This is a genomic window from Pseudomonas sp. Van50 (genome assembly GCF_055390755.1).
Genome location: NZ_AP024343.1, coordinates 2953947 through 2973047, shown reverse-complemented (window position 1 = coordinate 2973047; position 19101 = coordinate 2953947). Strand labels below are relative to the sequence as shown.

The 19101-nt window shown below is 61.2% G+C and carries 20 protein-coding genes; 9 read left to right on the top strand and 11 right to left on the bottom strand.

What is annotated here, in order from left to right:
* Positions 1 to 78: 78 nt before the first annotated feature.
* Complete coding sequence (locus tag ACZ5M5_RS13060) at positions 79 to 537, top strand: winged helix-turn-helix transcriptional regulator (RefSeq protein ID WP_464739170.1); 459 nt, start codon at positions 79 to 81, stop codon at positions 535 to 537.
* Between the two features lie 6 nt (positions 538 to 543).
* On the opposite strand, the gene ACZ5M5_RS13055 is transcribed toward ACZ5M5_RS13060, so the two are convergent.
* A complete protein-coding gene (locus ACZ5M5_RS13055) occupies positions 544 to 1419 on the bottom strand; it encodes a LysR family transcriptional regulator (protein WP_464739169.1) in 876 nt (291 codons plus the stop codon).
* 142 nt (positions 1420 to 1561) lie between these two features.
* On the opposite strand from ACZ5M5_RS13055, the gene ACZ5M5_RS13050 reads away from it, so the two are divergent.
* Complete coding sequence (locus ACZ5M5_RS13050; protein ID WP_464739168.1) at positions 1562 to 2431, top strand: NmrA/HSCARG family protein; 870 nt, start codon at positions 1562 to 1564, stop codon at positions 2429 to 2431.
* Positions 2432 to 2558: 127 nt separating this feature from the next.
* Here the strand turns inward: ACZ5M5_RS13050 and ACZ5M5_RS13045 are convergent, their stop codons facing one another.
* From ACZ5M5_RS13045 to ACZ5M5_RS13035, 3 genes are all read right to left on the bottom strand, one after another.
* Positions 2559 to 3353 carry a creatininase gene (locus ACZ5M5_RS13045; RefSeq protein WP_464739167.1) on the bottom strand — a complete coding sequence of 265 codons (795 nt, stop codon included), beginning with the start codon at positions 3351 to 3353 and terminating at the stop codon, positions 2559 to 2561.
* An 84-nt stretch (positions 3354 to 3437) separates the two neighbouring features.
* Positions 3438 to 3989, bottom strand: coding sequence for a VOC family protein (locus ACZ5M5_RS13040; RefSeq protein ID WP_464739166.1), 552 nt, complete (start codon positions 3987 to 3989; stop codon positions 3438 to 3440).
* Between the two features lie 36 nt (positions 3990 to 4025).
* The gene (locus tag ACZ5M5_RS13035) at positions 4026 to 5456 is read right to left on the bottom strand and encodes a purine-cytosine permease family protein (protein WP_464739165.1); all 1431 of its coding nucleotides are present in this window, start codon (positions 5454 to 5456) and stop codon (positions 4026 to 4028) included.
* Between the two features lie 330 nt (positions 5457 to 5786).
* Here ACZ5M5_RS13035 and ACZ5M5_RS13030 point away from each other — a divergent pair, with 330 nt between their 5' ends.
* Positions 5787 to 6455 (top strand): FMN-dependent NADH-azoreductase, encoded by a 669-nt coding sequence (locus ACZ5M5_RS13030; RefSeq protein ID WP_060742765.1) that lies wholly within the window; start codon positions 5787 to 5789, stop codon positions 6453 to 6455.
* Positions 6456 to 6640: 185 nt separating this feature from the next.
* On the opposite strand, the gene ACZ5M5_RS13025 is transcribed toward ACZ5M5_RS13030, so the two are convergent.
* Positions 6641 to 7582, bottom strand: coding sequence for a LysR family transcriptional regulator (locus ACZ5M5_RS13025; RefSeq protein WP_060742766.1), 942 nt, complete (start codon positions 7580 to 7582; stop codon positions 6641 to 6643).
* Positions 7583 to 7623: 41 nt separating this feature from the next.
* Positions 7624 to 8238, bottom strand: a complete 615-nt coding sequence (locus tag ACZ5M5_RS13020) for a DUF1989 domain-containing protein (protein WP_464739164.1) — start codon at positions 8236 to 8238, stop codon at positions 7624 to 7626.
* A gap of 126 nt (positions 8239 to 8364) precedes the next feature.
* Here ACZ5M5_RS13020 and ACZ5M5_RS13015 point away from each other — a divergent pair, with 126 nt between their 5' ends.
* Positions 8365 to 9255, top strand: a complete 891-nt coding sequence (locus tag ACZ5M5_RS13015; RefSeq protein ID WP_464739163.1) for a LysR substrate-binding domain-containing protein — start codon at positions 8365 to 8367, stop codon at positions 9253 to 9255.
* 105 nt (positions 9256 to 9360) lie between these two features.
* Here ACZ5M5_RS13015 and ACZ5M5_RS13010 read toward each other — a convergent pair whose 3' ends face one another.
* Complete coding sequence (locus ACZ5M5_RS13010; RefSeq protein ID WP_464739162.1) at positions 9361 to 9759, bottom strand: YceK/YidQ family lipoprotein; 399 nt, start codon at positions 9757 to 9759, stop codon at positions 9361 to 9363.
* 139 nt (positions 9760 to 9898) lie between these two features.
* On the opposite strand from ACZ5M5_RS13010, the gene msuE reads away from it, so the two are divergent.
* The 5 genes from msuE (at position 9899) to ACZ5M5_RS12985 (ending at position 14924) form a co-directional block, all read left to right on the top strand.
* Positions 9899 to 10462, top strand: a complete 564-nt coding sequence (gene msuE, locus ACZ5M5_RS13005) for an FMN reductase (protein ID WP_464739161.1) — start codon at positions 9899 to 9901, stop codon at positions 10460 to 10462.
* Between the two features lie 59 nt (positions 10463 to 10521).
* A complete protein-coding gene (locus tag ACZ5M5_RS13000) occupies positions 10522 to 11709 on the top strand; it encodes an acyl-CoA dehydrogenase family protein (RefSeq protein ID WP_060742771.1) in 1188 nt (395 codons plus the stop codon).
* An 8-nt stretch (positions 11710 to 11717) separates the two neighbouring features.
* On the top strand, positions 11718 to 12821 hold the full coding sequence (locus tag ACZ5M5_RS12995; RefSeq protein ID WP_060742772.1) for a sigma-54 interaction domain-containing protein: 1104 nt from the start codon (positions 11718 to 11720) through the stop codon (positions 12819 to 12821).
* A gap of 127 nt (positions 12822 to 12948) precedes the next feature.
* A complete protein-coding gene (gene ssuD, locus ACZ5M5_RS12990; RefSeq protein ID WP_060742773.1) occupies positions 12949 to 14079 on the top strand; it encodes an FMNH2-dependent alkanesulfonate monooxygenase in 1131 nt (376 codons plus the stop codon).
* Positions 14076 to 14924 (top strand): amidohydrolase family protein, encoded by an 849-nt coding sequence (locus ACZ5M5_RS12985; protein WP_464739160.1) that lies wholly within the window; start codon positions 14076 to 14078, stop codon positions 14922 to 14924. Before ssuD ends, ACZ5M5_RS12985 begins: the two co-directional genes overlap by 4 nt.
* Before the next feature lie 131 nt (positions 14925 to 15055).
* Here ACZ5M5_RS12985 and ACZ5M5_RS12980 read toward each other — a convergent pair whose 3' ends face one another.
* The 4 genes from ACZ5M5_RS12980 to ACZ5M5_RS12965 all read right to left on the bottom strand — a co-directional run bounded on the left by ACZ5M5_RS12980 (position 15056) and on the right by ACZ5M5_RS12965 (position 19038).
* Positions 15056 to 15451 (bottom strand): hypothetical protein, encoded by a 396-nt coding sequence (locus ACZ5M5_RS12980; RefSeq protein WP_060742775.1) that lies wholly within the window; start codon positions 15449 to 15451, stop codon positions 15056 to 15058.
* Between the two features lie 9 nt (positions 15452 to 15460).
* The gene (locus tag ACZ5M5_RS12975; protein WP_464739159.1) at positions 15461 to 16693 is read right to left on the bottom strand and encodes an SfnB family sulfur acquisition oxidoreductase; all 1233 of its coding nucleotides are present in this window, start codon (positions 16691 to 16693) and stop codon (positions 15461 to 15463) included.
* Between the two features lie 171 nt (positions 16694 to 16864).
* Positions 16865 to 17641, bottom strand: a complete 777-nt coding sequence (locus ACZ5M5_RS12970; RefSeq protein ID WP_464739158.1) for an ABC transporter ATP-binding protein — start codon at positions 17639 to 17641, stop codon at positions 16865 to 16867.
* A gap of 62 nt (positions 17642 to 17703) precedes the next feature.
* A complete protein-coding gene (locus ACZ5M5_RS12965; RefSeq protein ID WP_060742778.1) occupies positions 17704 to 19038 on the bottom strand; it encodes an ABC transporter substrate-binding protein in 1335 nt (444 codons plus the stop codon).
* Positions 19039 to 19101 lie beyond the last annotated feature (63 nt).

Here is a 19101-nt window from a genome sequence, read left to right as displayed (position 1 = left end):
ATTGTTGCTTGATCAGGTTTCAATTTGCAACCACATAATTCCGACCAACTTGGCAATGCTTTCCAGAGGGTCAATCAAATGGAAACCGCTTCATCGCAAAACAACGAATGCCCGGTCGCCAGGACACTGGATGTGATGGGTGATCGCTGGTCACTGATGATCATCCGCGACGCATTCGACGACATCCGTCGATTCAGCGAATTTCAAAAGAGCCTGGGCGTGGCCAAGAACATTCTGGCTTCGCGACTCAAAGCCTTGGTCGAGGCCGGCGTATTCGACGTTCGACCCGCCTCGGATGGGAGCGCCTACAAGGAGTACGTCCTGACAGAGAAAGGCCGGGAGATCTTTCCGGTGGTGGTCAGCCTGCGACAGTGGGGCGAACGTTTCCTGTTCGAGCCGGGGGAAACTCGTTCCGTACTGTTGGACAACGCCACCGGCCAGGCCCTCATGCCGATGGAAGTGCGCTCGGCAAGCGGTCAGAAACTCGGGCCGACTGATTGCCACAGAGTGAGGCTCATGACCGACAACCTGACGTGAGCGTTTTTATCCCTGCAAGACCAGGGACATGTCCGGGTACCTGGCACACATGAAATCGACAAACGCCCGCACCTTCGGCGCAGCAAGTCGTCGGGACGTGTGCAGGACCCAGAGTTCGGCTTCTTTCCCCGATACCGTGCCCCACTGGACCAACTCGCCACTGGCCAGTTGGTTCCATGCCATCGACTGCGGGATAAGGGCCGCCCCACCACCGGCGATGGCCGCATCGCGGATCATCAGGAACGAAGAGAACCGCAGCCTGGGGACCGGTTCCAGAACCAAGTGGCCGCCATCGAGTGCCCATTGGGTGGGCTCGAAACCGGACGCCACAATGCCGGGAACCGAGCGGATGGCCCCGGGTGCAGGCATTGGCAGTCCAGGTGCGGCCACCACCACCAGCCGGTCCTTGGCGAAACAGCGACCGACTAAATCGCTGTCCGGGCCGGGGTTGATCCGGATGGCGACATCAAATTGTTCCTCGACGAGATCCACCACGCGATCCTCCGCAACGACGTCGATCGTGACGTCAGGGTAAGCCGCGCAAAACTCTGCGCCGATGCGTCCCATCGCCAGCTGCGAGAACAGGACCGGGGCAGCGACACGCAAGCGTCCGCGCGGCGTCGATACGCCCTCCTTCGCCGCTGCCATGGCTTCGGCCACCTCGGCCAGCGGCCCTTCGGCCCTGGCCATCAGCAGCGCACCGGCCTCGGTGAGCTTCAGGCCACGGGCGCTGCGCTCGATCAGCCTGACCCCCAATTGCTCCTCAAGGTCGGCGATGCGGCGCGACAAGGTTGCCTTGGATATTCCGCTGGCACGGCTTGCCTTGCCCAACCCCTCGTTCGTGGCCACGAGGGTGAAATCGATCAGTGCGTTCAGGTTCATGGTGTTCCACTTTTGCAACGGAGTGTCTACATCCTGGTGTCTTCGATTTATTCCTGCAACACCCTATCGTTTGTCCATCGCAACGGGCCGACAAGGTCGTGGCGGACTTTCTGACTCACCCACCCTTTGCAGGAGATTCAAAATGAGCATTCTCGTTACCGGCGCCACGGGCACCCTCGGTTCACTCATCATTCAACGCCTCGCCAGCGCAGGCGCCGAGGTCAAAGCCCTGGTGCGCCAGCCGGGCAAGGGCACTTTCCCGGTGGGCGTCACTGAAGTCGTTGCCGACCTCACCGACGCCCCTTCGCTGCGCAACGCACTGGCATCGGTGCGTACGCTGTTCCTGCTCAACGCCGTGACGCCCGACGAGGTAACACAAGCCCTCATCGCCTTGAACCTCGCTCGCGAAGCCGGCATCGAGCGCATCGTCTACCTGTCAGTGATCCATGCCGACAAGTTCACCTACGTGCCGCACTTCACCGGCAAGCATACGGTGGAGCGCATGATCGAAAGCCTCGACATCCCGGCGACGATCTTGCGCCCGGCTTACTTCATGCAAAACGAATTCATGGTCCAGCAGACGATTCAGGATTACTCGGTATACCCGATGCCGATCGGCTCGGCGGGCGTGTCGATGATCGATACCCGGGACATTGCCGATATCGCCGCTGCCGAGTTGCTGCGTCGCGACAAGGCACCTTCGGCCCTGGATCGGGTCACCCTGGAGTTGGTCGGCCCGCACGCACTGACCGGTACCGCCGTGGCGAAAATCTGGGGCGCCGCCCTGGGTCGCGAGGTCGCCTACGGCGGTGACGATGTGGTCGCCTTCGAAGCACAATTGGCTGCGTACGGCCCTGCCTGGCTGGCTTATGACATGCGCCTGATGATGTCCGGTATCCAGAAGTTTGGCATGCAGGCCGCTGAAGGCACCGTGGAACGGCTCCAGGCGATTCTGGGACGCCCGCTGCGCACCTATGAAGACTTCGTTCGCGAGGCTGTCGCCGGGGTTTGAGTAACCACCACACCGCCCACCATCCGACCGCCCCGTCATCGTCCCAAGGGAAATCGAACTGAAGAAAATGCGTCGGCCAGCCGCCTGGGGCGGCTGCTGTCTGCAGGAGGAGAACATGGAACAACGCTCAACATACTAGGCCAACGGGCCGCTGGATATCGAGCCTGAACTCTGACTGGACCGCCTGGACAATGCCGCTGATGACATCGGTCACCAACAGCTTTCCCTTGTTGGCGCTGGACCCCAGCGCAGAGGACAGAACCCCGCTGGCAGGCACCCATTCGATCCGCGTGGGGTACATATCATAGACCGGGAACTCGGCCGGCCCGTGGTCAGGAATCTTGTCCAGGGCAACCATCGCTGGGTAGTAATGCAACATCATCGAGGTTTCGATGACCGCTGCATGTTCCAGGGCGATTCCCGGAAAGCCGTCCACAAAAATCTTGTCGAGTGTCCGTGGGTTGACGAACTCCCAGTGTTCCAGGCGCATGACTTCCAGCCCGCTGTCCGGGCCAATGTCGCGCATTGCCAGCTCTATGCCCTCGGTCACGAACCACTGGTTTTCATAGTGCCCGATCACCAGCACCAGCCGCTTCACACCGTGACGATGAAACTCACGAATGGCATCCCGAACCATGGCGATCAAGGTTGCACCGTCCACGCTGGTTGTGCCACAGAAGTGCTGCCCGCCGCCACACTTGGGCTGGGATTTATAGCCATAGGACAACGTCGGGGCGACGATGCCGTCGATTGCCCGGGCCACATCCTCGCTGATAGCGCTGGCCAGTAAGGCGTCGGTTCCCAAAGGCAAGTGAGGTCCATGCTGCTCCGTTGCGCCGATGGGAAGAAACACCACGACACCTGATTGCACCCGATGCTTGTACTCGACCCAACTGATGTTATCCATCCGAACACTGTTCATGAGGTTGTCCTCCTGATGTCATTTCAAGGTGGCGAGCACCTCGGCGCATGACAGCCATCAGCGCCGAGGTGATGCCGCGTGGGCTTATGCGCGCGGCGGGTACCACGACTCTGGTTCCGGATAATCCCAATCGGAAGGAAATGCATAGGTTTCAAATACGGTGGTGGTATCGGCCTCGGTACCAAAGAACGCGAAATGATTCACGCCCATCCAAGAACCTGACTGAACACATTTGAAACCACGTCGCTCCAGTTCAGCGAGGCGATCTTCGAACGGAATGTTGTTGCAGTCATACGCGACGTGTTGGATGCCTTCGCCATGCTTGTCCAGGAAATCGGCGAAGATTGTCGGCCCGGAAATAGGCTCCATCAATTCCCAGACCATGTTTCCGGACTGTGCGAAACAGACTTTCAGTACAAAGTCGGCCGGCTCACCGTGGTAAGTCTGGTTCTGGGTGTTTTCCGGGCTGAAGGTGTAGACCCGCCACGGGCCGATCCCCAGCTTGAGCAAGCCATCCATGGTGCGTCTGTGGTCACGCGTCACGATCGCGATTTCCACGACATTGCCCAGAAACGCATCGATCTCGGCACCGCCATTCAACGCCGCCAATACATTGGTTTGTTCAAGATGAGACATTTGCATAACCTCGCTTAATGAATAACAACATTGTTTTTACTTAGCCATGGCCGACGACTTAGCAACCTCCGCCTGCCGGGATCGGTGCAACACATAATAAATACCGCCGCTGACAGCAAACCCTGCCAACCAAGACAGATCAATGCCGCCCAATGCCATCGCCAGGGGACCTTGCAGTGATTTAATGGTGCCTACTTGGAATAACCAAGCCGCCAGTACGCCAGCTGCAAGTGCAAACAGGCCTTTCCAATTCACGTCCGTGCAGGCACTTTCCAAGTGATGACAATAAAGCGATTGAAGATCGAGCTGACCACGGCGAATCAGGAAGAAATCAACCAATGTGATACCGGCCCAGGGACTGATCCACACCACGAAGAAAACCATCAGGTTCTCAAAGGTATGCACGAATTCACCTGATTGCAGGAACAGATAGAGGATGAACAGCGCGACCACGCCCGAGACGGTTGAAACTACCCAGCGTGGCACTCGCAGATCCAGCGACAACGTTGCCAGTGCCGCCGAATAAATGACCACGATGTTAGTGGCCACCGGACCATGCAGCAGCACCAGAAGCACCGGCAACGCCATGGTTCCGAACACCGCAATGATGAGCTGCGCCGGGTCCGAGCCTGCGCCCGCAGAAGCAATGGCAGCGCCAAGAAAGGCCAGCCATACCGTGGGCAGGAACATGCCGAGGAATGTCGAGCGGAACACCTGGCCATCGGAGAGATTGCGCTGGGTGAAGCGGGTGTAATCCGAGGCATATACCAGCCAGGAAATACCCCAGCCGATCCCGATCGCCGTCATCAGGCTGCTCATGGCCGACAGTTTGCCAATGCCCTCGGTGGTCGAGGCCTGCCATTGGATGTCCACATGAGTGAAGGCGAGCCCGGTCATCACGACCATGATCAGTAGGATCACCGGCATGGTGTAGCGCTCGAAGCACTTGATAGCATTGAAGCCCCAGGCTGCGATACCCACCTGGATGACCATGACGCCCAAGGCGATGCCGTACTTGAGCTCCATGCCTCCGCTGATACCGACCTTTTCCAGGGCCGCCATCGCCAGGTCCAGGACTATCCAGGTGTTGGTGGCGACCCAGCCCATCGGCATCAGTATTTGCATTATGGTTGGCAGGTAGGCGCCGCGTCTGCCGAAGGCCAGCCGGGAAAGCACCATTTGCGGCACGCCCGTGCGGTGGCCCATGATGCAGATGGCACCGAACAAGGCGGCGCCCAACAGGTTGCCGACGATAATCACCAGCAGAGTTTCAATCAGGCTCAAACCCAACTGGATACCGATTGCCCCCAGCACCCAGTTGATCGGCGCGACATTCGCTCCAGCCCAGATCCAGAACTGGTCCAACGGCGTTGAAGTACGATGGCTATCGGGCACCGGCTCAATGCCCAGCGCATCGTAGTTGGCCTCGTTCGTTAAGTTTCTTATAGATTCGCCACGCATTGACATTATTATTTTCCTCGCTGACCGGCGACACATGAATCGCCCCAGGTCATTAAAGCGAGGTCTGTATCTTTATGTAATTGACCATAACTAAACTACCCTTTAGAAAAATTGCCGGGTAAAGCTTTTCTCAAGCCCATCATTCATCCAGACATGAAATACCCACGCCATGTCAAAAACAGAAAGCATTTCAACCCAACCCGACAAATAAAAATCGCTTATTGAGTTTTACTTAACGCTCTTCAAACAAACATCAATAGCCGAAGCGGCGAGGGACGTGCCAATTTGTTGCAGTCGCTGAAGTAACTCCACTTCAGGGTTAACAGGAATGATGAAATGACCACCCTTCTTCATATTGATGCCAGTGCGCGATCCGACCGTTCCCTAAGCCGTAAACTGTCCCAGGCTTTTGTCCAAGCCTGGGTCGAACGTGATGGCAAGGCGCAAATCATCGCCCGTGACGTCGGGCGCAACCCTCCTCCATTCGTGACCGAAGCTTGGATCGCCGCAGTTTTTACCCCCGAAGAACACATGACGCCGGAAAAACGCGAGGAAATCCGCCTCTCGGATGAACTGATCGACGAGATCGACCGGGCCGACATCATTGTGATCGGTACGCCGATGTACAACTATGGGATGCCGGCGGCCCTTAAGTCCTGGTTCGACAAGGTGATTCGGGTCGGCAAGACTTTTACCTTCGATCTCGAGCGCGGCGACTACCCACTGGAACCCATCATGAGCGGCAAGAAGCTGGTCATTTTATCCTCCCGTGGCGAGTTTGGATTTGGCCCAGGTGGCGTTCGTGAAGCCATGAACCATCTGGACACGCACATTCAGACCTGTGCGCATTACCTGGGCGTGAATGAAACCCATGTCATCTCTATCGACTACCAGGAATTTGGCGACGCTCGCCATGAAGCCTCCATCGCGAATGCGTTCGATGCCGTTCCGGTCCTGGTCAGGCAAATGATCGAGGCACGGCAAAGCCAGCTCTCTCCGGCTTGATGCCGCGTATCCCCGCCAAAACCAACGATGGGGAAGCCGGCTGAACATGTCGGGCGTGGCAATCCCATCCGGAAAGGAAAGTACCGGGTTTGCCACCTCGACCCTGTTTTCGACAACCCGGGGTCACGACGATCAACGGCTCGATGCAGCCCTGACGATGGAGTCGAGCTTATCTGCCTCAGTTGTCAGGACGTCAGCGCCATTTGATGCCCTGCCACCTCATCAAGCGTGTGCTCCCTGAACGACTTTGCCTCGCCCAGCAGCCATTCCCTGAACAACGAAAGGCTATGGCGAGGATTGCAATGGTTATCTTCTATCAGGTGGTAGGTAAAACCGGCCAAGGTCGGCCCCACCACCCGTCGAATCCGACCCGAGCGAAGCTCATCGTCAATCAATACGTTGCTGCACAGCAAAGGGCCTAATCCCCGCTCCATCGCATGCAGCGCAAGCGTTTCCTCGCTGTACCAGGAGGTGCGCAAGTCCCGGGAGGCACCGTGCTCGGCCCGGGCCAGCCAGGCTGACCACGCGGGAGCTTCGAGAGCCTGATTCTTCCATTTGAACGCCAGCAGTGGTCGATTATGGAAGTCGTCGATCGTTGCCATGCGTTCGACTGGACAGATGCTTTTATCCGCGACCGCAATGTACCGATCCTCGAACAGCACCGGACCTCGCACATCGGCCTCGACTGGACCATATCGAATCGCCAGATCAATCGTCTCGGAACGCAGATCCACCAGTTTCTCCGAGGCGTGGATCGACACCACGATGTTCGGATAGATCTCATTGAACTTCACCAGGCGCGGCATGAGCCATCGCTCCGCAAATGCACGCGTGGTGGACACCTGGATCGCATCGCCCTCCTTCGCCCCATTTAACAGGGCAAAGGCCTGGGCAATCTGATCGAAGCCGTCCCGCAACAGCGGATAGATGGCTTTGCCCGCAGGTGTGAGGGTCACCGTCCGCCCCCGCTCAAGGAGCTTTTGTCCCAACCCGTCCTCCAATTGCCGGACTTGATGACTGACCGCGGCGACTGTCACGGAGAGCTCGTTCGCTGCCACGGAAAAACTCTGGTGGCGTGCAACCGCTTCGAATGCTCGCACCGAATTCAGAGGGGGTATCTTGCGCATGATGGTCTCCTGGCACCTGGACGGTATGACGTGCAGCGGATTCAGAGAATGCAATAGTGAACGTCCCGGGGCTCCATTCCATTTACGGCAGTAATGTCCTGGGGACAAGCAGAGAGCACCACAATCGCGTCCATTTCCGCCGTAAGGCACACATACTGCCCAGGCTCACTGACCGGCGGGGCGAACTCGATACGCCCGTCCTGATGAACCGGCACGTTCATGAACAGGTTCAAGGGACTCGGGGTTTCAGTCACCACCAGGCCGAGGACGTCCAGAGCCAGAAAGAGATTTTCATTACAGCTATCGTGATGACCCACTACGCCCAACTGCACGTAACGCGTCGGGTCGCAAGCGGCCACCAGCGTGTCATGCACACCGGGTGAACTGTCTTGCGTAAGCGTGAGGATTTTTCGGCGTTTGTTGGTCACCAGGCTGTCCCCCTTGCACGGATTGAGCTTCAACCAAAAAGGTCGACTGTGCTCCATCGACATGACTTCGCAAAGATCATCCGGGTTGAACGCCCAAGTATCAACGACCTGCTTGCCATGTGTGTTGATGAGCTTGAGGGTTCGCCCTTGATGCAACCGGAGCGCAACACCTCGCCGGGCAGGCAAACGGACCAGCTCTGTGCCGTGGATGGAATCTACTGCATTCATGTTCTTGTTTCCTCGCAAGACTAAAGGCCGACGGCCGAGTACTTGCCATCAAGGAAAACACAGCACAAAACCGCAAACCAATAATATAAAGTGGCCTCGGTATAAGTTGAATTTATAGGGCAAGCCATGCGAATCCGTCAGCTTGAGTGCTTCAGGACCTTGATGATCCACGGCACGATGACCCGTGCCGCAGAGCTTTTGAACATCTCCCAGCCGGCCATAAGCAGCACCATCGCCAATCTGGAGCATGAGACTGGCCTCAAGCTGTTCGTGCGCAAGGGCGGTCGCCTGCAACCCACACCTGAAGCCCGACTGTTTTTCGTCGAGGCTGAGCGTGCGCTGGAAGCGGTGGAAAAAACCCATCGCATCGCCAAGGAAATCAGAACAGGAAAACGCGGCCACCTGGCAGTGGCTGCCTATGCAAGCATCTCGATCAATCTGCTGCCACGATTGATGGCCGAGTTCACGAAAGAACGTCCAGGGCTGGAACTCAAGATTATCACCCGAAACTCCCAGTCCGTCCGGGAGCTGATGACGACGCAGCAATTCGACCTGGCCATCGCCGAACTGCCGCTCGATTACCCCACCTCCAACATGGAGGTGATTTCGTATGAGTGCCAATGCATGATGCCGATGGGTCACCCTCTCGCAGCGTTGGACGTGATTACCCCGGCAGACCTGCATGGTGTACCGTTCGTTTCGCTGTTCAAGGGCGATCCTGTCTATCAGCAGTTGGCCATGGCTTTTTCGACCTATGGATCATCCTGGAACGTGGTGGCCGAGACAGAGTTTTTCTCGACAGCATGCGAACTGGTCGGCGCCGGCCTGGGTGTGGGGATCGTCGATCCAGTGGTCAGTAAGTCCTTCACTCGGCATCTTGTCCTGAAACCCTTTTTACCAGCGATCAGATACGAAATTGCGCTGCTGCTTCCCACACAGGAAGAGTCATCACAGTTGGCACGAGAATTTATCCAGTACCTTGGAGAACACCTTCAAGTGCGTGTGCATTCATCCTGAAGGATGGATCAGGTATTCGGTGAGAGCGCAGCGGCGTTGGATTCCTCCTCCGCCGGGGGTTGAATCCCCAGGGCGAGGGAGCGGGTTCGAATCATTCAGAGAGGCCTACTCCTCGGCAGGCCTCATATGAAAAATCGTATAGGGCAGAATCAACGTATCGGCCACGACACTGAAAGGCAGGTCAATGATTGCAAACGGTGCCAGCGCGCGTGAATACACATCGTTGTCGTTCATCGAGCCCTTGATGATCTCGATATCGGTCGCCGCACCGCAATAAGGCTGCCGGCCGCAAAGCTGCCCCATGCCAAAGGTTTCGTTGGCCGTCGCGCATCCCCCGAGCAGCGCCATCGTCAAAGCCAATACCACGATCCGCATGACGCTCTCTCCCCTGGAAAGACGGGACTGTAGCATCGATGGCGGACGACCTATAGGGGTGACGACTGTTGCCACTGAAGACTGTTGCCCCAGAAACAGCGGCTCGGTTGTTGCCTGGGCAACAGCCATTCAACAATTCATCCGCCAGACCAACAGTTCCGCCCCCTCCCATCCCCGCGAAGCCCAGTAAACGCTGGGCTTTTCGCGTTGGTACGGCCCTTGCTCAAGCCTATGTACCTCGATCAACAGTCCAACAGGAACACCTAGGATGAGCACTCCCTTGAAAGTCGTCGCCGTCTCCGGCGGTACCGCCCGCCCCTCGCGCACCCTGGCACTGACCGAAGCCATCCTGGGCGAGCTCGGCCAGCACTTGGTCATCGATACCCACCTGATCGAACTGGGCAACATCGCCCGTCCGCTGGGCGGTGCGCTGTGGCGCAAGGAGTTGCCGGAAACCGTCGAGCACGAACTGCGCCTGATCGAGTCTGCCGATTTGCTGGTGGTGGCCGCGCCGGTCTATCGCGGCACCTATCCGGGCCTGTTCAAGCATTTGTTCGATCTGGTCGGCCAGGACGCCCTGATCAACACGCCGGTACTGCTGGCCGCCACCGGTGGCAGCGAACGCCATGCCCTGGTCCTCGATCACCAGTTGCGCCCGCTGTTCAGCTTCTTCCAGTCACTCACCCTGCCCATCGGCGTGTACGCCAGCGAGACCGATTTCGCCGACTACCGCATCGTCAGCGCGGCCTTGCAGTCGCGCATCGAGCTGGCGGCCGCACGCGCCGCTCGCCTGTTTGCCGGCCAGGCGCACGCCCTGCGCAAGATCGCCTGAGGAGCCCGCATGAATCACGATTGCATCTGCCTGGAAGGCGTTTTTGCGAGGGACATCGCATGAGAATCCAACCACAACCCACCGTGCTAACCCCGCTGCAGACCGCCCGCCGCCTGGCTGCGGAGTTCGCCGAAACCGCCGTCGAGCGCGACGAGGCCGGCGGCACACCCAAGCTGCAACGCGATGCCATACGCCAGAGCGGTTTGCTGGCCTTGAGCATTCCCACCCAGTTCGGTGGCCTCGGGGCCAGTTGGAGCGAAACCCTTGGCGTGGTGCGCGAGTTCGCCAAGGTGGACAGTTCCATCGCCCACGTCTTCGGTTTTCAGCACCTGATGCTGGCCACCGTGCGCCTGTTCTCGCGCCCCGATCAGTGGCAACCCTGGTTCGAACAGACCGCCCGCAAGAACTGGTTCTGGGGCAACGCGCTGAACCCACTGGACACCCGTACCGTGGTCAAGACCTTCGACGGCTGGCGCGAATTCTCCGGCAAGAAGAGCTTCTGCTCCGGTGCCAGCGACTCGGAAATGCTGATCGCCTCGGCCATCGATGAAAGCGCTGGCGGCAAACTGCTGATCGCCGCGATCCCCAGTGGCCGCACCGGCATCACCCTGCACGGCGACTGGGACAATATGGGCCAACGCCAGACCGACAGTGGCAGTGCCACCTTCGAACGGGTGCGGGTAGAAGAGAACGAATTGCTGCTCGACCCCGGCCCCCTGAGTACGCCTTTCGCTTGCCTGCGCCCGTTGATCGCGCAATTGCATTTCTCCCACATCTTCCTCGGTATTGCCGAAGGCGCCCTGGAAGAAGCCCGGCACTACACCCTCAAGGAGGGCCGTCCGTGGTTCCGTTCCAAGGCCCAGCATGTCAGCGAAGACCCTTATGTGTTGCGCCACTTCGGCGAATTCTGGGTTGGCCTGGAAAGTGTGCGACTGCTGGTGGAACGCGCTGCCGACCAGTTGGATGAGGCCTGGCACAAGGGCCACGCCCTGGGTGCCGAGGAACGCGCTCAGCTGGCGCTGTCCATCGCCACCGCCAAAGTCGCCGCCGTACGCACCGGCCTGGATATCTGTAGCCGCCTGTTCGAAGTCACCGGCGCCCGCGCCACCCATGCTTCGCTGCGCCTGGACCGCCATTGGCGCAACCTGCGCACCCAGAGCCTGCACGACCCCGTGGATTACAAACTCCACGAACTGGGTGAATGGGCGCTGAACCAGACGCGGCCCACCCCCTCCTTCTACTCATAGGGATGCCCATGCAACTGCTGACCCTCCCCCCTTCGCCGACACTGGCTACCTCGATCCGGGCGACCGCACAGGTCTTCGAAGACCCTAGATCGCAGGCGCTGCTCGCCCACGTACAACAGGTCGCCCCCAGCGAGGCCAGCGTCCTGATCATTGGTGAAACCGGCACGGGCAAGGAGCTGGTCGCACGCCACATCCACAACCTCAGCGGCCGTCGCGCCGGGCCCTTCGTCGCCGTCAACTGTGGGGCTTTTTCCGAATCGCTGGTGGAGGCGGAGCTGTTCGGCCACGAGAAAGGTGCCTTCACCGGCGCCCTCGCCGCCAAGGCCGGCTGGTTCGAGGAAGCCAACGGCGGCACATTGTTTCTCGACGAGATCGGCGACCTGCCAATGGCCATCCAGGTCAAGCTGCTGCGTGTGCTGCAAGAGCGCGAGGTGGTGCGCCTGGGCTCGCGCAAGAGCATCCCGATCAACGTGCGCGTGGTCGCTGCCACCAACGTGCAGCTGGACAAGGCCATCGGCGCCGGCCACTTCCGCGAGGACCTGTATTACCGCCTCGACGTGGTCAGCCTGCAACTCTCTCCGCTGCGTGAGCGGCCAGGCGACATCCTGCCGCTGACCCGGCACTTCATCAAGACCTACTGCAACCGCCTGGGCTACGGCGAAGTGCGCCTGACCTCCGGAGCCGAGCGCAAACTGGCGGACTACAGTTGGCCGGGCAACATCCGCGAACTGGAGAACGTCATCCACCACACCTTGCTGGTGTGCCGCAACGGTCTGGTGCAGGAAGACGACTTGCGCTTGTCGTCCCTGCGCATCGAGCGCCAGGAGCCAGCGCAGGCCGCCCTCGGCGAGAGCGCCGACGAACAACTGCTGCGCACGTTCCACCGGTTGTTCGAAGAACAGGCTGGCGGCCTCCACGAGAAAGTCGAAGACAGCCTGCTGCGCGCCGCCTACCGCTTCTGCCACTGCAACCAGGTGCGCACCGCCAGCTTGCTGGGCTTGAGTCGCAACGTCACGCGAGCACGACTGATCGCCATTGGCGAGCTGGTGGTCAACCGACGTCGCCCGGACATCCACACACGCCCGGATCGGGCGCTGCAACTGTCGATCTGATCAAACTAAAACCAGGCGATGCGGCGCCCCCGTGGGCGACCGACAACGCCCCAATACGCCAAGCGTTGCGATGCCGGAAGGGCCCATGCGCCCTTCCATACGCCCAACCGCACAAGGACCGAACCTCATGAGCCTGGATATTTTCTGGTTCCTTCCCACCTCCGGCGACACTCGTTACCTGGGACACTCCGACAGTGGCCGACCGGCGACCAATGCCTACATGCGCCAGATCGCCGTGGCCGCCGATCAACTCGGCTACGATGGCTTGCTGATCCCCACCGGGGCCAGTTGCCTGGATCCCTGGGTGACCGCCGCCAGCCTGGTTCCGGTGACCCAGCGCATCAAGCTGCTGGTGGCGCTGCGCACCTCGCTGGGCAACCCCACGGCGTCGGCGCGCCAGGCCGCCAGCCTGGACCAGGCCAGCGGTGGCCGCCTGCTGCTCAACGTCGTACCCGGCGGCGACGCCACCGAACTGGAAGCCGACGGTGTGTTCCTCACGCACGACGAGCGCTATGACGCCTCCGATGAGTTCCTGACCATCTGGCGCCGCCTGCTTCAGGGCGAAACCGTCGACTTCGACGGCAAGCACCTGAAAGTGCGTGGCGCCCAGAACTTCTTCCCGCCCGTACAACACCCCCACCCGCCGCTGTACTTCGGCGGTTCATCAGAGGCCGCCCATGAATTGGCAGCCAAGCATGTCGATGCCTACCTGACCTGGGGCGAACCGCCGGCGGCCGTGGCCGAGAAAATCGCCGATGTGCGCGCTCGTGCCGCCAGGCATGGCCGCAGCGTGCGCTTCGGCGTGCGCCTGCACGTGATCGTGCGGGAAACCAGCGAAGCCGCCTGGGCCGCTGCCGACGAGTTGATCAGCCACCTCGACGACGCCACTATTGCCGCCGCCCAGGCCAACTACGTCAAGATGGATTCCGAAGGCCAGCGGCGCATGGCCGCGTTGCACGGCGGCGACCGCAACAAGCTGGAAGTGGCGCCCAATCTCTGGGCCGGTGTCGGCCTGGTTCGCGGTGGCGCCGGCACTGCACTGGTCGGTGATCCGGAAACCGTCGCCGCACGTCTGCTCGAATACGCCGACCTGGGCGTCGACAGCTTCGTCCTCTCGGGTTACCCGCACCTGGAAGAAGCCTATCGCTTCGCCGAACTGGTGTTCCCGCTCTTGCCGGGCAAGGGCAAGGTCACCGTGGAAGGCGCCTTCACTGGCGGCGCCTTCGACGTCCGCGCCGGCAAGGAGAAAGTCGCATGAACGTCATCGACCTGCGTTGTCGCCCAGCCTACCTGCACCCATTCTTCGGCGGGGTCCCGGGCTCGCCCGAACACGCCGTGACGCGCTGGCTCAACCGGCGCGTCGGCACTCGCGGCCCGGACGATCACTTCGAACGTTCGCTGACACCGGAGGGTTTTCTCGCCGAGGTGCGTGACGCCGGGCTGGACAAAGCCGTGGTGGTGGGCCGCCACACACCGAGCCAGCACCTGCCGAATGAGCGCATCCACGAAATCGTTCGGGGTCACGACGAGCTGATCGGCATCGGCTCGGTAGAGCCGGTGCTACAAGGAATCGAAGGCGCCCTGGCGGAAATAGACCGGGCGATCGATCACCTGGGCCTGGCCGGCATCGACCTGGAACCGGGCTTCGCCGAGCCGGCCCGGCACCCTGACGATGCGCTGTACTGGCCGCTCTACGAGCACTTGCAAAAGCGTGGTATCCCGCTGTTCCTGATGAGCGGGCCGACCACCCCGGACCCGAGCTACAACGACCCGGCACGCCTGGCAGCCGTGGCCCGTGCGTTCCCGGATCTGACGATCGTCGTCTACCACGGCTACTGGCCCAACGTTCAGCAGGCCCTCGGCGTTGCTTTCCGCTTTGAAAACATTCATCTGGTACCGGACATGTACCTGTTCCAGCCGGGCAGCGAGGGTTACGTGCAAGCGGCCAACGGCTACCTGGCCGACCAGTTGCTATTCGGCTCGTCCTACACCTTCCGACCGATCCGTCAAAGCATCGAAGACGCCCTGCAACTGGGGCTGAAAGACGAGGTGCTGGAGAAGTTCTTCCACGGTAACGCGCGCAGGGTATTCGGGCTGGCCTGAGCCGGCGTCGGTTCTGTTCCCCGGGGAGCGTTTCCTGCAATTCAAACCGAACCGCAGGAAACGCCAGGTGATCTTCAGCGAACAACCCGGGGAGCACTCCGGCACTCCCCGATTTCATCACGATCCATTGCCTATCCCGCAGCCAGGCGCCCTTCTTGCTCGTCGGCCAACGCGGCGCCGTTGAGGTAGTGGTCGCCCAGCAACCGGCGCTGGGTCAGCAAGGCCGGTTCGGCGCTGTCTGGCAGGGGCCGCGGCAGGCTTCGGCCGGCCAGTTCAAAGTACACGTCACCCGCCAGGCGCGCCGCCTCGGCGGCAGCCAAGCGAAAGGCAATGGCAGCCGACTGGGACTCATCGGCGTACTCCAGCAAGGCGTCAGCAGCGTCGATGCGGATGCGCAGTTCGCCGACGGCGGCAATCACCAGCGCTTCGTGGCGGGCACTTTGCGCACGCAGATAGTCGATCAGCGCCACCTCGACATGCCGAGCATGGGCCAGGTCGCTACGGCCTTGGGAATGTAAGTTGGACATGGGCGATCCTCAGTTCCAGGAATGACGTTGTGGCTTGATGCCGTTGAGCAGTTGATTGCCGACCAAGTGATACTTCCAGCGCACCGGATCGTGCAGGGTGTGGGTCCGCGCATTGCGCCAGAACCGGTCCAGCCCCTGGCTGGCCGAGACGCTGCGGGTGCCGCCCAACTCCAACAGACGGCTGGAAGCCTCCAGGGAAATTTCGGTGGACAGCACCTTGGCCTGGCCGACAATCACCGAAGCTTCAGCAACCCGTTCCTCACTGGGCTCGGCGACAGCCCGGTCGACCGCGTGCGCCGCGCGACGCAGAATCGCGTCGGCCGCTTGCAGGCGCCAGGCCAACTCACCGATCAGCGCCTGGCCAAGCGGGTCCTGCCAGCCGTGTTGCAGCCCGCTGTCTACCCACGGGCGCGCCTGGCGTGCTACGCGCAAGGTCTCGGCGAAGGCGCCACGGGCAATGCCGGTGTCCACCGCAGCCTGAATGATTTGCGAGATCGGGCCGTCGGAGGTGGGTTGGTCATAGGCCTTCCAGGCCGGCACCACGTCGCTCGCCGGTACCCGTACACCTTCGATGCGCACCTGGCCGCTGGCGGTGATGCGCTGACCGAAACCGTCCCAACTGTCGATCACCGTCAGGCCCGCGGCATCCCGTGGAACGAGGGCGATATGAACGTGCCCCGCCTCGTCCACCCCGGCGACCGGCACGATGTGGGCGAACAACGCACCGGTGCAGTAGGCCTTCTCGCCGTCGAGTACGGCCGTGTCGCCGTCGAAGCGGATCTGCGTCTGGAAGGTGGTGACGTACTGGCTGCGCGCTTCGGAAAAGGCGTTGCCGAAACGATAGCCTTGCAGAACCTTGGCGTAGTAGCGGCGCTTCTGCTCCTCGCTGCCGGTCAGGCTGAGGTTGCTGAGCACACCGAAATGGTTCTGCGGCAACTGGCCGAGGGACGGATCGGCAGCGGAAATGATCGCGATCACTTCGCTGAGGGTCGCATAGGACACCTCGGCGCCACCGTAGGCCTTCGGCACGCGGATCGCCCACAGCCCGCTCGCGGAAAAACGTTCGAGCTCTTCCCAGGGCAGCCGTCGCTCGCGGTCGCGCAAGGCCGCCTCGCGGGCGAAATCCTCGGCCAGGCGCTGCGCCACCTCGATGGCCTCGGCGTCGCTACGGATGATGTGGGCCGGACTGCGCGGCGCCGGATGGGCCTGTCCAGGCAGATCGAAAGACGGTGAGTCGGTCATGTGCTACTCCATGCATAACGGGTTCATCCAGCGCTAAAGCACAGCCCGTACCAACATTAAAAACGCTTTATATTCAATGCCTTGAAGATAAATCCAAGTACGTTTGAAAGCCCCGTGAGCGGCAAACTGTCGATGAACTGTTGCCCAGCGAACAGTTGCGTTGCGCCTCTCTCAGCGAGCCTTGCCACCCAGGTAAAAATGCTGGAGGTCTTCCCGCGCCGCCAGCTCAGTGGCGTCGCCCTCGCCCACTACCCGCCCGTTCTCCAGGATGTAGGCGTAGCTGGCATGGCGCAGGGCGACATTGATGTTCTGCTCGGCCACCAGAAAGCTCACGCCCTCCTGGGCATTGAGCTGCGCGACGATGGCGAAAATCTCTTCGACGAGAATCGGCGCCAGCCCCATCGAGGGTTCGTCGAGCAGCACCAGTCGAGGCTGGGTCATCAAGGCCCGGCCGATGGCAAGCATCTGCTGCTCGCCGCCCGAGGTCAGCCCGGCCTGGGTCTTGCGCTTGGTCTTCAACCGTGGGAACCAGGCGTAGATCCGCTCCAGATCGTGGTCCAGCTCCCGGCGCGTCGGCTTGCGCAGGAAACCGCCACTGCGCAGGTTATCCTCGACCGTCAGGTGGGCGAACACATGCCGCCCCTCCAGCACATGAACAATGCCCTGGCGTGCCAGCAGATTGGCCGCAACCCCCGCGGTGTCCTGTCCCTGGAAGACAATCCGCCCACGACTGACCTGCGCCCGATCGGCCTGGACCAGCCCGGAAATGGCCTTGAGCGTAGTGCTCTTGCCCGCACCGTTGGCACCGAGCAGGGCAACGATATCGCCCTGCCCGACCCGCAGGGAAACCCCGGCCACGGCGAGGATCGCGCCGTCGTAGATCACTTCGATGTCTTGCACCGCCAGCAACTCACTGCTTTCGGTGCCCGCAAGGGCCGCAATGGTCATGGTTTACTCCTTGGGCGCAGTCGCACCCGGTTGCGTTTCGATTTGCCGAGCCGTGTGCAGGGTCACTGCGCCGCGCAATCGCGAGGGGTCACGCCCTTCTCTTTCGCGTACTCGGCGGCCTTGGCATCGATCAACGGGCGCAACGTGGCGCGGTCGGCCTGGACCCAGTCGGTGATCAGGTTCCACTGCTGGCCGTCCCACTGCTGCACCTTGGCCGCCCCGCCGCCCTCGTGGTCGCTGCAGGACAACCGCAGCGGCTGCATCAGCCCAAGAAAACCGATTTCCTTGAGGCGCGCATCGTTGAGATCGAGATGCTCAAGGCCCCAGCGACCTTCCTCACCGTTGAGCGGCCGGTTGCCGAAATGCTTCTGCCCGGTGCGGATCGCTTCGACGGCAATGGCGGCATTCACCAGGCCGGAGTTGTAGTAGACGCTGCCAAAACTCTTCGGATCCTTGAGGTCGCTCTTGCCGGTATCGAGGATGTGCTGGCGGATGCGCTGGTGGATGTCAAAGTCGGCGCCGCCCGGGTAGGGTGTCAATGCCAGATACCCCTTGCCCGCCTCACCGGCCGGTAGCACGTCTTCGTTGGAGCTGGCCCAGATGTCGCCGACGATGCGTTCCACCGGGTAGCCGAAACGTGCCGCGGTCTTGATCGCCACCGGCGTGGACACGCCCCAGGTCCGCAGGAATACCCAGTCCGGCTTGAGTTGCCGCACCTGGCGCCACTGCCCGGCCTGCTCGTTACCCGGGTCGGCCACCGCGATCTGGATGTTCTCGAAGCCGTACTTCTGCGCCAGCAACGCCAGCGGCCCCTGGGTTTCCCGGCCGTAGGCGGAGTCGTGGTAGACGGTGGCGATTTTCTTGCCCTTGAGCTTGTCCAGCCCGCCCTCGCGCTCGGCCACGTAGTTGATGAACGCCGAGGCCTCGCTGTAGAACGTCAGCATGGCCGGGAAGTTATAGGGAAACACCCTGCCGTCGGTGGCTTCGGTACGGCCATAGCCAAGGGTGATCAAGGGAATCTTGTCGGCCTCGGCCTTGTCCGCGAGGGCGTAGGCAGCCGGGGCGCCGTTGGGCTGATAGACCGCCACCGGCGCGCCATTGAGACCGTTCTTGAAGCGCTCGTAGCATTCGATGCCCTTCTCCGCCGTCCATTCGGTCTCGCACTCCTGCCAGACCAGCTTGACGCCGTTGATGCCACCTTCCACCTCGTTGATGTAGCGCAGGTAGTCGATCATTCCGGCCCAGACCGGAATACCGCTGGAGGCATAGGCGCCGACCCGGTAGGTGGCCAGCGGGAAGAACTGTTCGTTGGCCGCCTGGGCAGCCGGTACCAGCGCCGTATAGGCGCCGAGTGCCAGGCCGATGGCGGCGAGGCGACGTTTGAGGGTTGCATGCATGATTATCTTCTCGGCTTGAGTGCCCGACCGCGCGAAGGCGGCCGAGCGACAGTTATCGACGGC